Raw genomic sequence first — 13005 nt, 5'->3', positions numbered from 1 at the left:
CCGTCGTTCACTTGGTGGCGCAGTCGTAGAGCACGTCGCCTCCCCCGAATCCCGTCGCACCGCCGTCGTCCGCCTGGGAGGACGTGGCGCCGTACGCCGACGCCGCGACCTTCGTGCAGTTGCCGGCGATCCAGTCGGAGCGCTGCGCTGCGTATCCCCCGGACACCATCGGCCGGCCGCCGCCGTTGGTGTCGGAGCCCAGGATGTAGCGTAGTTCGCCGTTCTTGGTCCACTCCTTCAGCTGGGCCACCGACGGCGCGTTGTCGCTGTTCGTGAAGCCGCCCGTGCCGATGACGGTCTCGTCGGTGCCCAGGATGAAGGCGCTGGCGGACAGGGCGCCCCCCTCGACGGCGAGCTTGATGCGTGCCTCGGGTGCGTGCTCGACCGCGTACGTGAGGATCTTGCGCTGGTCGGCGGTGAGTTCCCCGCCGCCGAGACCGCCGCGCCCGCCCGGGGCACTTCCCGAGCCGCCGTCGGGCATGCCGTTCGCTCCCCCCGCGGGCATGCCGGAAGGCATTCCGGAGGGCATTCCTGAAGGCATCCCGCCGGACGAGGGTTCATCGGACTGGCCTGAGGGCCCGTCACCGCCGGGGAGGCCCGGAATTCCCGACGGCATCCCGGAGGGCATTCCCGACGGAAGTCCTCCGCCGTTCCCACTCGGCCGGGGCATGCCGCCGCCTCCGCCGAAGCCGAGCGTCTGCGGACCGGCCGTCGGGTTGGAGCCGCCCATGCTGGTGGAACCGGGCACGCTCACCGCCCAGGCTCCCGGAGCCACCAGGACCGACGCCACGGCCGCGCCCACGGCAACCGTCGGCCACCGGCCCTGCCGTCGAGAGAGCACCAGCAGGACGACGGCGGCGCAGCCCACGAGCAGCACCGGCCACACCAGCCAGCCGTTCCAGTCGGGTTCACGGCGGATCAGCACCACCGCCCAGATCACGCTCACCGCGACCCCGGCCACGCCGACCAGGGGCGCCCAGCGCAGGCCCGCACGGTGCACGCGCACCAGCCCGGCCGTCAGCCCGCCGCACAGAGCGCCGATGGCGGGCGCGAGTTGGGTGGTGTAGTAGGGGTGGAAGATGCCCTTCTGCGTCGAGTACACGGCGGCGCAGACCACCAGCCAGGTTCCCCACAGCAGCCAGCCGGAGGCCGGCAGCAGGGCGGAGGCGGGCAACTTCCCGCGTCGGTGCAGGACCGCCACGGCGACGGCGACGGCCATGGCCACGGCGCACAAAGGCAGCAGCCAGCTGATCTGACCGCCCACCTGTGTGTCGAACATACGGGTCAGGCCGGACTCGCCGCCGAACCCGCCGCCTCCGCCCCCCATGCCCTGGGGCGCTCCGCCACTGGAGCCGAAGACCCGCCCCAGCCCGTTGTAGCCGATCACCAGGTCCCAGGCCGAGCCGTCCTCGCTGCCGCCGATGTACGGGCGGTCACCAGGCCACAGGGCAACGAGGGCGACCCACCACAAGGAGGACACCGCCAGGATGGCTCCCGCGCCCAGCAGACGCCGTACTCGCGGTATCCAGGGGCCGCTTCCTCCCACGAGCCAGGCGAGGGCGAACGCGGGGATGACCATCCAGGCGGCGAGCATTTTGGTGAGGAATCCGCACCCGATCAGGAAGCCGCTTGCGCACAGCCACCAGGCCGGGGCCCCGCCCCGCGCCTGCAGCGCGCGGGTGAGCGCGTACGCCGCGGACACCAGCAGCAGGACCAGCAGGGTGTCGGGGTTGTTGTCCCGGTTGATGGCCACGGTGATGGGCGTGAGGGTCAGGACCAGTGCGGCGACCAGCGCCGCGCCCTCCCCCGCCCAGCGGCGCACGGTGCGGTGCAGCACCAGCACCGCGGCCGCTCCTTCGAGCACCTGCGGCAGGATCAGCGCCCACCCGTGCATCCCGAAGATCTTGCTGCTGATCACCTGCGGCCACAGCGCGGCCGGCGGCTTGTCGACCGTGACCACACCGGCCGGGTCGAAGGAACCGAACAGGAAGTTCGTCCAGCTCTGTCCCATCGACTTCACGGCCGCCGAGTAGTAGCTGTTGCCCCACCCCAGGGAACCCAGCGCCCATCCGTACAGGACTGCGGCGAGCGCCGTGATGGCTGCGAGTGCCGCGGGCGCCGCCCAGATGGGCAGCGATCGGGCGGACGTGCGCCTCCCGGCGGCCGCCGGAGGAGCCGGCACGGAGGTGATGTGCGTGTCGTTGCTCATGTCTGGATTCGCTCTCGTCAGCTGGTACGGCCGCGGGGGCCGACGAAGACGGCCAGGCGCAGGACGGCGAAGCGCACGCCGGTGACGGCCACGGACGCCGCGGCGAGGACTGCGGTCTCGGCGGCCGGTGAGGCGCCGGGATGGAGCCACTTGAACCACAGCACCGCCCCGGAGGTGACCAGGTAGCCGAGGACGAACAGGCCCCCCGCGCCGAAGTGGGCACGGGCGGGCGGGGTGGTGGAGTGCCGGAAGGTGAGGCGCCGGTTCGCCTCGGTGTTGAGGACGGTGAGGACGAACAGCGAGACCAGGTTGGCGACTGCGGGAGTCCACCAGCCGCGCAACAGCCAGTACAGCAGGGCCTGCCCGGCCGTGGAGACGACGCCGATCGCGATGAAGCAGCCGACCTCCCACGACAGCACGCCACGTCGCGTGGCGGGTGCGAGGACGGCGTCGGGGTGCTCCGCGGCCGGTGCGGGGCGCGGTCGCACGGCGACCCGGGCACCGCCGGAGGCCTTGAGGCGCGCGATGCGCCACAGGCCCCGCAGGTCGTCCGCGGCGGTGCTCACCACGTCCACCCGGGTGTCGACGTCCTCCACCCAGTCGACCGGCACTTCGTGGACGCGCAGTCCGTTGTGCTCGGCGAGCAGGAGCAGTTCGGTGTCGAAGAACCACGCGTCGTCGCGGGTCACCTGCAGCAGCGGCCGGAGCACCTCGGTGCGGGCCGCCTTGAACCCGCACTGGGCGTCGGTGAAGCGGACGCCGTGGGTGAGTCGGATGATGCCGTTGTAGCAACGGGAGATGAACTCGCGCCGCGGCCCGCGCACCGTACGCGCGCCGGGAGCCAGCCGGGAGCCGATCGCGAGGTCCGAGTGCCCGCTGGCCAGGGGCGCGACCAGCGGGAGCAGCCCGTCGAGGCCGGTGGACAGGTCCACGTCCATGTACGCCACGATGTCCGCGTCACTGGCCCCCCATACGGTGCGCAGGGCCAGCCCACGACCTTTGCGGTCCAGGTGGACGACGCCTACCCCGGGCAGTTCGTCGGCGAGGCGGCGGGCGGTGGCGAACGTCTCGTCGGTGCTGGCGTTGTCGGCGACCGTGATCCGCCAGGGGAACGGGAACCCTTCGGACAGACGCGCGTGGAGGGTGCGCAGGCACCCGGGCAGGGCGCGTTCCTCGTTGTGGACCGGCACGACGATGTCCACCGTCGCGGTACCGGTGTCCGGGAGAAGCGAACGGTCGGCCGGCTGGAACGGGGCCGGCCGCTCCGTGCGGGCGGCGGGTTCGGTGAGGTGGGGGGTGGGAGTCATGGCTTCCTCAGGCATGAGGGGACGGCAGACTGCGGCTCACAGGCCCTGATCCAGGGCCGCGGCCTCACTGTTGCCGCCCCACCTGTGGGGGTGGGGGGAGGATACCGAGAACTGACGGAGAGTCAGATCAATGGCCGGAAGCGCTCCCACCTGATGCGGATCACCGAGGGCATCGACGACATCCAACTCGGTTTCACCGGGATCACCCTCGGTGTCGGCAAGGGCGCCCAAGCCGATGCCGCGATCGGGGTACTGCACCGCGACGGCGGCGATGCTGTCCGCGGCCAGAGACAACAGGTCGACCCGCTGCCACTGCGTCGCGGGCACGTCCCCCAACTTGGCCAGCTGGGACAGGCTGTCGACGAGACGGCTCATCCGTTCCGCGTTCCGCACGATCAGCTGCTGCGCCTCGTGGCGTCGCTGCGGAGTCATCTCCGGTTCCTGTACCAGGAGTTCGGCGAAACCCTGCAAGGAGGTGAGAGGCGTGCGCAGTTCATGACCGGCGTCCGCCAGAAAGTGGCGCAACCGCTGCTCGGACGCCTCGGTCCGGTGCAGCGCGGTGCGCAGCCGGTCGAGCATGGTGTTCAGGGCACGGCTGAGGTGGCCGACCTCGGTGACCACATGCCGGTCCGGAACGCTCAGCTGCAACTCGCCGTCGGCGATGCGCCGGGCGGTGCGCTCGACCCCGACCAGTGGCCGCAGCCCCACGCGCACGACGAGGCTGCCGAAGAGGACGACGCCGGCGGCGACCGCCACTCCCACGGCGAGGCTGAACCACAGCATCCTGGCGGTCGCCTCGTCCACCTCTTTCAGGGGCAGCGCCACCACGACCCTGGTGCCGTCGGCGCCGGACCGGGCGATCACCCGCCAGGTGCTGCCGCCGTCTGTCGCCGCGACCGTGGCGGGTCGGCCGTACCGCAGGCCGAGCGCCGACTCCGACCGGGGCAGCCGTGGCCCGGCACCGCCCCCGTCACCACTCAGCGATCCGGCCAGTCTGTGTCCGTCACTGTCGTAGAAGTACACCCGGTAGTCCGAGGGAAGGGTGTCGTTCCCGGGGGTCACCCCTGCGGTCGTCCGTCCGTCAACCACGTCCCGGGAGAGTGGGGCCACCGGCTGGAACCGGCCGAGCCGACCGTCGACCTGGTCCGTGAGCCAGGTGTGCAGCAAGGCGAGACCCGCCGCCTGGCAGAGCAGAACCGCCGACGTGGCCAGCGAAGTGGCGCCGAGAACCAGCCGTGCCCGCAGAGAGCGCGGTTTCAGCCTTCTCAGCCGCTGCCTCACAGCGCCGCCGTTCCCGATCCGGGGCGGGAGGCTCGCAGGCGGTAGCCGACACCGCGGATCGTCTGGATGAGCTGGGGCTCGAACCGGTCTATCTTGCGCCGCAGATTGCGGACGTACGTATCGACGATGCGGGCGTCTCCCGCGAAGTCGTAGTGCCAGACCTCGGACAGAATCTCCTTCTTGCCCACGACACGTTCCGGCTGCGCCAGCAGACAGACCAGCAGCCGGAACTCGGTGGGCGACAGCTGGATCGGCAGGCCCGCCCGCCACACCTCGTGCGACTGCTCGTCCAGCACCAGATCGGCGTACCGCAGGGGCGGCCGCCTGGCCCCGGTGCCCGGTGGCATGTCACTACGCCGCAGGATGGCACGGATGCGCAGCAGTACCTCCTGCACATGGAAGGGCTTGGTGACGTAGTCGTCCCCGCCGGAGCTGAGGCCGATGATGCGGTCCTCGACGTCGGTTCGGGCTGTCAGGAACAGCACGGGTGTGTAGACGCCCTCCGCGCGCAGGTGACGAGTCACCGCGAAGCCGTCGATATCCGGGAGACCCACGTCCAGCAGGATCAGATCCGGCTGGCCGCGGCCCGCCTCGAACATGGCCGTCTGGCCGGTGTCGGCGGTGTTCACCGCGTATCCGGCGGCGTGCAGAGCGGACGTGAGCAGAGTGCGGATGCTGGGGTCGTCCTCGACGACGAGCACATTGTGTCTGGGCGGTGCGGGCCCTGACGACGTGACGGGCATGGATCTTTTCCTTCGGTGGCGCGGGGTTCGGATGTGACCGAACGCCCCGGACGGCGTCCCACGGGGGAAGGAACTGCCGTCCGGGGCGCCGGAGGTCAGCCGGTCACCTCCTTGTTCTCGCTCAGCGCCGCGGCGCGCTCGGTGACCGTCTTGCGCAGCTTTTCGACGGCGGAGTCCAGCTCTGTCCCGTCGGCACCGGCCTCCCCCGCCTGTACGGCGATGTCATTCAGCGCCCTCAGAGCGTTCCCGGAGCCGTAGAACTTCTCGTACAGCTCCTTGTAGGCCTTCTTGTAGACGGAATCGAAGGTGTCCGAGTCCAGGAAGCGTTGCTTCAGGGGGTGGCCCATGAGGCCGCCGAACCCGCCGCCTTCACCTTGGCCGGCCAGACCGCCTTGTCCGCCCTGACCGCCCTGACCGCCCTGACCGCTCGGCATGTCTGAGGGCATTTCTGAGGGCATGCCCTCGGGCATGCCTTCGGGTAGTCCCTCGGGCATCCCTGACGGCGCGCCAGAGGGTACGTTCTGCGCCCCCTGACCGCCCGTGTCCTGGCTGCCCTGGCCGCTTTGCCCGTTGGCAGCGCTTCCACCAGCGCCGGGAGCGCCGCCCATGGCCATGTCGTCGTCCGGGCCCGCCGTCGCGTCGCCGCTGAAGGTGAGGTTGTAGTCCCACCCGAGGACCGAGAACTTCTTGGTGTCCAGGTCGTACCACAACAGGTAGTTCTTGCCCGGTCCGGCCATGTCGTCGAAGTTCATCAGCAGGTTCTGCGCGGCGACGTACGTGGCCAGCGACTCGACGTCCACGTACTCGTCGAGTTCCCTCTCGAACTCCTCGTCCGTTGCCTGGTTCGCCCACTTGATGAGCTTCATGACCGGCTCCAGGTCCTGGCTGCCGACCTTGTTGAGCTGTTCGAACGAGTTCTCGTAGTCGCTGGGGTCGTCACCCCTGTACTCGAAGCTGCCGCCTGCCCGCGCCTTGTACAGGACTCCGTTGCCGTCGCCGATGGACTCGGCGTACTCCGTGTCCGGACTCTCGACCATCAACCTGGTGGTGACCGGACGGTTGTTGACCTGCACCGAGGTGAAGGCGTACCGCTCGCTCTTCTGGCCGGTGGTGTCCGTCAGGCTCAGCGAGAGCGCCTCGTTCACCGGTACCTGGCCGTCGCTGCCGGGGCGCAGCGAGATCTCGCGCTCGCTCTGGTAGGCGCGGCCCTCGATGAACTCGTCCACCTTGATGAGCCAGGGCAGTTCTTCGGGCTTCTTCTCGGAGAGGTTGTACTGCGTGATGCCGCCCGGGGCACCGCCTGGACCGCCGGGACCGCCGCCGGTGCCCCGGCCGCGGTCCCGGCTCCCCGTCCCACCATCCTGTGGCAGGTCCGGGGCGCCCTGCGGGGCTCCCTCGGGCATGGTCCGGCCGCCACCGGGCATGCCCTGGCCGCTTCCGCGCAGGGACATCAGTGTGGAGTTGCCTTTGAGGCGGATCCCGACGTCCTCGAGGTGGACCCCGTCGATGGTGAGGTCCGCTTCGATGTAGTCCTTGGTCCCGTCCTCGCGGAACTCCTTCATCATCTTGGTGAAGTCGGTCTGGTCGTACTCCAGTCGGATGGAGTGGGAGACCGAGGTGTCGTACAGATCGACCGTGCCCTCGACGTTCTCCGTGATGGCGTCGGCCTCCACGCGGGAGGAGGAGGTGACGTACGGTGAGATGCGGGCGTCGCCGAAGAAGTAGACCATCACCGCCAGTCCCGCGCACAGGGCTCCGGCCGGCTTCCAGTGGTGCCGCAGCCGTACGGGGATCCGGTCCCGAAGCCGCCGTCGCCGAGGGGCCGTCTCGCTGCTCGCGGACATCACAGGTCGGTCGAGTCGTATCCGGTCAGGACAGTGACCCGCTGGCCCGAGGTCCGCTCCTGGAGTGCGGTCACCAGATCACCGGGCTCGGTGCCCTTCTTCATGCGAACTGTGTAGAACACCTCGTTCAGCGCGCCGCCGCGGATTGTCTCGTGCTCACCAGCTCGAACTCGGTGGTGTACCGGATGAGGACGTCGCGGATGGCCGACGAGTAGTCCTCGCCCGCGGGGACCTGGACCTTGACGACCTGACGCTGGACGCTCAGCGCGAACCAGTTGAACTTGAACATCACGACGACGACCACGCAGATCACCACGGCCGCGACAGCCGCGAGGGTGTAGAAGCGGGCACCGCAGGCCATGCCGATCGCCATCGCCAGGAAGACGAAGCCGACGTCCCTGGTCTCCTTGATGGCGTTCCGGAATCGGATCACCGACAGGGCTCCGACCAGGGAGAACGCCCGGGCGAGGTTGGACCCGACCACCAGCATGATCAACGCGACGACCATGCCGACGATGACCAGGGTCTGGACGTAGGACTGGCTGTAGGAGACGTTGCGGTGTGTGTACCGGTACACATGGCCGATGATCGTGCTCAGGACGAAGGACAGCGCCATGGCCACGACGACGTCGGTGACGCTGAACGTACCGCTGAGCTCCTGCAGATCGAAGTTCACTGTGCTCCTGCTTTCAAGGGCGCGACGTGCGCCTGCCGCTGTCCGGACAGCGGGTCGGTGGTGGGGGTGAGGGGCCGCGGGTGGTCAGCCTCGTGGACATGGAAGGCGGACCGGGGCGCCAGGCCGAACGCCTCGATGGACTGCACGTACTTGGAGACGCGGATCAGGTTGAGGTTCCGACGCGCCGCCAGGTCCGTGATCCAGTACGGCGTTCGCTCATTGACCTTGATCTCCATCACCGACAGGTGCGGTGGGATGGTGAACCGGTTCTCCGGGTTCGGCGTGCCGAAGTGGAAGTCCCGGTCCCGGCCGCGGATCCGCCGGTCGAAGGTCACCCGCAGCCCGGTGTCCGCGTCGCGGCCGACCAAGGCCTCACGCTGGTAGCCGGTGATCGCGGTGGGCTGGAGGTTCAGCCGAACCACGAGTTCGAGGACCTCCTGGACGAAGGCGCTCTCCTTCGCCGAGTGTTCGATCATCTGGCGGCCGTCGCACAACTGGCGGGCGACGCCGTACGGAAGGGTGATGCGGCGCTTCTGCGTGACCCGGTTGACACGCTGTTTGATCTCCACGCACACGGGGGACTCGTCGGTGACGCCGTCCGGATTCCCGTAGTGGCGGATGCGCAGCTTGCGCCGGAACTTCAGGCCCTCGATCTTCTCCCAGTAGAACCGCAGCTGCGGGGTGTCGTAGTACAGACTCCACACGCCGTAACCGCCGACGGGGCTGTTCAGATCACGATCCATCCGCTCGGCCAGTTCGTCCCGGATCTCGGCGGCCTGCTCGACCGGCACCAGGTACTTCAGCTCGAACCGGTTGAACGCGTGCAGCCTGCTGGCCACGTGCAACGGCTGTTCCTCTGCCAGGCCTTGATCCTCATCCTGGCTCGGGGACTTCCGTCGTGTGGTCACCGGTAGCGCCACCATCCGCCTCCTTCGTCGTACGGCCCGGTCGGGCGACGCAGCACACGAAACCGGTGGCATGTGAGAAGCCGCTGAGAATTGCGAGGTAATTCCAGGAGTATCCGAGGTGTCCACGAAGTGAACTGCGCGCGTTGACTTGGAAGTCAAGGCGTGGATATCTCGGTGCCGTGGGTCGCGCGGCTGGACAGCTCCGCTGTCCCGGGGGGCGGGATGTGATCGAGGAGTGACATGCTTCATCCGCACCAGCGGCCCGTACTCGATCCGCTCGGCCAACATCCTGGACCGGCGCTACGAGGCCACCTGGGCCGTACTCGCCCACCAGTAAGCACCACCAGTAAGCACACCCCACCCAGCCGCACCCCAGGACCCGAACGATCGGGCCCTGGGGTGCGCGCTTTTGAGCATCGGCCCGCGAATTCCGGTCGTGCGTGGACATCTGCCCGCAGTCCCCGCGCACCGGGCGCTGAACCTCGCGTGCGGCCGCTTGCTGTGCTTGGCGGCGTCACGCGTCGTCGACGCGGCGGGCGAGGGCGTCGTCCCGACGCGTGCGGTAGGTGGCGTGGGCGAAGTCCGCGTGCACGCCCACACCGTCGAGGTCCTGGAGCAGCGGCAGGCCCCTACGAGCCGATAGGCAGGGGCAGATATCATCCAGCCTCACACGTCTCCCCGCACTGACCGATCGGACAATCCGTGAGCGCTGCTGGTTCGGTCGGGCGGATCCAGCCCGCTCGCCCGGGTGACCCGTCCCGTGTCGGCCCCTACCGTGTGGTCGGCCGGCTCGGAGCAGGGGGCATGGGAACCGTGTACGCCGCGCTCACCGACGACGGGGTCCGGGTGGCGGTGAAGGTGATCCATCCGGTGCAGGCAGGGGATCCGGAGTTCCGGGCGCGGTTCCGCCGTGAAATACGGCTCTCCGCCCGGGTCCAGGGCCCGTTCCTGCTGCCGCTCCTGGCGGCCGACCCCGATGCCGACGCCCCCTGGCTGGCGACCGCCTACGCCCCGGGCCCGACCCTGGCCCAGCACCTGGCCGCCCATGGACCGCTGACCAACGCCACCTTGTACGCCTTCGCCACCGGCACCGCACAGGCCCTCGCGGCGATCCATGCCGCCGGCGTGGTGCACCGGGACGTCAAACCGCAGAACGTACTGCTGACCCCGGCCGGCCCCCGCGTCCTGGACTTCGGCATCGCGCACGCCGCCGACGGCACCAGCGTCACGCGTACCGGCGTACTGACCGGCAGCCCGGGCTGGATCAGTCCCGAGCACTATCGCGACGGCGTCACCGCAGTGGAGGGCGACCTGTTCGCCTGGGGCGCGCTCGTGGCCCATGCGGCAACCGGCCGGCTTCCCTTCGGCAGCGGTGCTCCCGAGGCAGTGGCCTACCGTGTCATGTCCGGCGAGCCGGATCTCGACGGTATCCCCGAGGCGCTCAAGGAGATCCTGGAGAAGGCCCTCGCCAAGGAACCCGCCGAGCGGCCGGACGCCGCCGGGGCCGCCGAGTCCTGCGCACGGCTGCTGGCCGCGGAGTCCACCCAGTCGCTCAACGGCGACACGGCGACCCGAGAGGGCAACGACCCGGTGGTCGTCGGTGAGTTGGTCACCGCGCTGTGGTCCGTACCGGCCCCGGACGACCCGTCCTGGCCCGCGCCGGCATCCGCCCCTCCGAAAAGGGCCTCCCGGCGCCGGGCCGTTGTCGCTGTCCTGGTCGCGGCAGCCGTCGTCGGTGCGGCTACCGGCGGCGTGTTGGCCTTCCGCCAGGAGGTGGGAGACACGGACTCGGCGGATGGTGCCGGAACAACGGCCTCGACCTCCACGGGCGCGGGGGACTCAGGTACGGCATCCGGTCCGACGGCCTCCGCCATGTCCGGTACGGAGGCGACCGGCCCGGCGGTGACCGACCCGCGGGCCGTCCCCGTCCCGGCCGATCCCCTCGCCGGCGTGGCCGATCCCGCCTTCACCCGCGCGGACGACGAGACCCAGCCCGTCCCCGGCGAGTGGAGCGCAAGCCGGGACGCCACCGGCACGCAGGAGCGGAAAGCCGCGGCGGACGTCGTCGAGCAGGTGACCGCCATGCTCGCCACGAAGGACATGTCCTTCATGAAACCAACGGTGACGTTCAACCGGCGCGCGCAGACCGTGATGGTGACCGGAGGACCGATCTCCACGCTGACCGACGACTACAAGGAGGTCTTCCGGCGGGCGAGCGAGACGGCCGCCTGCACCACCCTGGCCCACCGACTCAAGGACGCGCCGACCAGCTGGCCGTACGGCCGGTTCTCCGTCTACTGGAAGGACCACGACGGCCAGGACGAAGCCACCATCCTCGGCTTCGGCAGAGCCACCTCCGGCTGCTACAGCGAGGAAGCCGGGCAACGCCAGGGCACCGACGAGGGCATCGTCACCGCCCAGTTGCCCAGCAGCGACAGGAACGAGATCCGTGTCGCCGGTGACACGGTCAAGGCAATCACCACCGCCTGGAAGACTCGCGTCGCCGAGGGCCACGGCCTGGAACCCTTCGACCACGACGACGCGATCACCCTCGGCTTCGATCCCGTCGAGAAAGTGGTGTACGTATGGGCCTTGGACGGCAACGGCGCGCTCTCCGGCCGCGCCCAGCAATCCCACTTCCAGGATGTCGTCACCAAAGCCGCCTGCCCCAAACTGCTCGCCGAGTACAACAGCGACAAGCACTGGAACTACACCCACTGGGCCGTCGCCGCCTACCAGGGAAACAGCGCATGGCCGCAACTCTTCTCCTCCGGCAACTGCCTGCCCGCGGAAAGCCGCCCATGACACGGGCACGAGCGGCCTCACGCGCTCGCCCCCAGGTAACGCCGTACGCCGAGGCGTCGAGGTGGTCCCCCGCTGCGCTACGGATGAGGCGTCCGTCGGGTGCCACTCCAAAGGTTCGTATGTGCTCGCACCCTATGCGGACGAGCACGGGTGGGAAGTGCGCGACCAGCGCCGTCAGCGGGAAGGCGTTCTGCACCGCCGTCCCGCAGCCGACCGAACGGGGCTTCGCCGGGGCGACCGCAGGCCGGGACGCGTGCAGGTGATCCGCCGGTCGGTCTTCCCCCGGTCGGGGCTCGGTCAGTGGATGTGGGATCCGCCGTTGACGTCGTACGTCGCGCCGGTGAGGTAGCCGGATTCTGGCCGGGCCAGGAAGGCGATGATGTCGGCGACGTCCTCGACCGCGCCGATGCGGCATACCGGAACGTCCGCGATCATCGCCGCCCTTCGCTCCTCGTCCAGCTTGCCCTGGGTGATGTCGGTGTCGATCAGGCCCGGTGCGACGGAGTTGACCGTGACTCCGGACGCGCCGAGTTCGCAGGCGAGGGCCTTGGCGAATCCCAGCAGGGCGGCCTTGGCTGCGGAGTAGGCCACTCCCCCGAAGACCCCGCCTCCGCGTTCGGCCGAGACGGGCGACAGGAAGACGATGCGGCCGAACCCGCGCTCGGCCATCCCGGCAGCCACGCGGTGGGTCACCAGGAAGCTGCCGCGGACGTTGACGTCGAGGATGCGGTCCCACTCCGCGGGCGTGACGTCGAGGAAGCGGGTCGGGGACGTGATCCCCGCGTTGTTCACCAGGGCCCGACCGGCGGGAGCGCCGCTTCGGCCGCCCCGATGGCGGCGTCGACGGCGTCGACGTCGGTCACGTCCGCCGCGAGGCCGAGGGCTTCCACGGCGTGCCGGGCGGCGATGTCCCGGGCGGTGTCCTCGGCGGCCTCCTTGTCCACGTCGAGGACGGCGACGACGTACCGCCGGCCACCACCGCACGGATCGTCTTCCCCGACCGCACCACCGAGACCGCCACGGCCGGCACCTTCCGTGCCACTCGCCGTATGCCGAAAGGGCGTTGAGACGACCACCGACGAACGATTGGCGAGGCGGGAGGAGAGGCCGGCGCTCCAGGCCGAGGCGTGAAGGCCGGCCCGTTCGGCAGTTTCGAGGGGAGGAGGTTCCCCGAGGACGGGGCACGCCTCGACGTGAGCGCCGACGTCGTGGAACGACGCGTCCGGCCGGCC

The 13005-nt window shown here is 69.9% G+C and carries 10 protein-coding genes and 1 pseudogene; 1 reads left to right on the top strand and 10 read right to left on the bottom strand.

Annotated features, from left to right (window positions below):
* Positions 1-7: 7 nt before the first annotated feature.
* The 8 genes and pseudogenes from K1J60_RS39265 to K1J60_RS39230 all read right to left on the bottom strand — a co-directional run bounded on the left by K1J60_RS39265 (position 8) and on the right by K1J60_RS39230 (position 9638).
* Entirely contained in the window at positions 8-2209 is a 2202-nt protein-coding gene (locus tag K1J60_RS39265; RefSeq protein ID WP_220650370.1) for an ArnT family glycosyltransferase, read from the bottom strand.
* 17 nt (positions 2210-2226) lie between these two features.
* A complete protein-coding gene (locus K1J60_RS39260) occupies positions 2227-3516 on the bottom strand; it encodes a bifunctional glycosyltransferase family 2/GtrA family protein (protein ID WP_220650369.1) in 1290 nt (429 codons plus the stop codon).
* Positions 3517-3552: 36 nt separating this feature from the next.
* The gene (locus K1J60_RS39255) at positions 3553-4797 is read right to left on the bottom strand and encodes a histidine kinase dimerization/phospho-acceptor domain-containing protein (protein ID WP_259408105.1); all 1245 of its coding nucleotides are present in this window, start codon (positions 4795-4797) and stop codon (positions 3553-3555) included.
* A complete protein-coding gene (locus K1J60_RS39250) occupies positions 4794-5540 on the bottom strand; it encodes a response regulator transcription factor (protein WP_220650368.1) in 747 nt (248 codons plus the stop codon). Before K1J60_RS39250 ends, K1J60_RS39255 begins: the two co-directional genes overlap by 4 nt.
* Before the next feature lie 95 nt (positions 5541-5635).
* Positions 5636-7384 (bottom strand): CotH kinase family protein, encoded by a 1749-nt coding sequence (locus K1J60_RS39245; protein WP_220650367.1) that lies wholly within the window; start codon positions 7382-7384, stop codon positions 5636-5638.
* Positions 7384-8060: pseudogene (locus K1J60_RS39240) on the bottom strand (DUF4956 domain-containing protein). Before K1J60_RS39240 ends, K1J60_RS39245 begins: the two are co-directional and overlap by 1 nt.
* Positions 8057-8899: a polyphosphate polymerase domain-containing protein gene (locus K1J60_RS39235; protein WP_220650366.1), complete on the bottom strand. Its 843-nt coding sequence runs from the start codon at positions 8897-8899 to the stop codon at positions 8057-8059. The pseudogene K1J60_RS39240 and the gene K1J60_RS39235 overlap by 4 nt, the downstream one beginning before the upstream one ends.
* A 583-nt stretch (positions 8900-9482) precedes the next feature.
* Positions 9483-9638, bottom strand: coding sequence for a hypothetical protein (locus tag K1J60_RS39230; RefSeq protein WP_220650365.1), 156 nt, complete (start codon positions 9636-9638; stop codon positions 9483-9485).
* 134 nt (positions 9639-9772) lie between these two features.
* On the opposite strand from K1J60_RS39230, the gene K1J60_RS39225 reads away from it, so the two are divergent.
* On the top strand, positions 9773-11773 hold the full coding sequence (locus K1J60_RS39225; RefSeq protein ID WP_259408104.1) for a serine/threonine protein kinase: 2001 nt from the start codon (positions 9773-9775) through the stop codon (positions 11771-11773).
* Between the two features lie 297 nt (positions 11774-12070).
* Here the strand turns inward: K1J60_RS39225 and K1J60_RS39220 are convergent, their stop codons facing one another.
* A complete protein-coding gene (locus K1J60_RS39220) occupies positions 12071-12565 on the bottom strand; it encodes an SDR family NAD(P)-dependent oxidoreductase (RefSeq protein WP_220650364.1) in 495 nt (164 codons plus the stop codon).
* Complete coding sequence (locus K1J60_RS39215; protein ID WP_220650363.1) at positions 12562-12849, bottom strand: hypothetical protein; 288 nt, start codon at positions 12847-12849, stop codon at positions 12562-12564. The genes K1J60_RS39220 and K1J60_RS39215 overlap by 4 nt, the downstream gene beginning before the upstream one ends.
* Between the last annotated feature and the right edge of the window lie 156 nt (positions 12850-13005).

It is taken from the genome of Streptomyces akebiae (assembly GCF_019599145.1).
In the GTDB taxonomy this organism is placed as follows: domain Bacteria; phylum Actinomycetota; class Actinomycetes; order Streptomycetales; family Streptomycetaceae; genus Streptomyces; species Streptomyces akebiae.
This window is presented reverse-complemented; position numbering and strand designations above follow the sequence as displayed.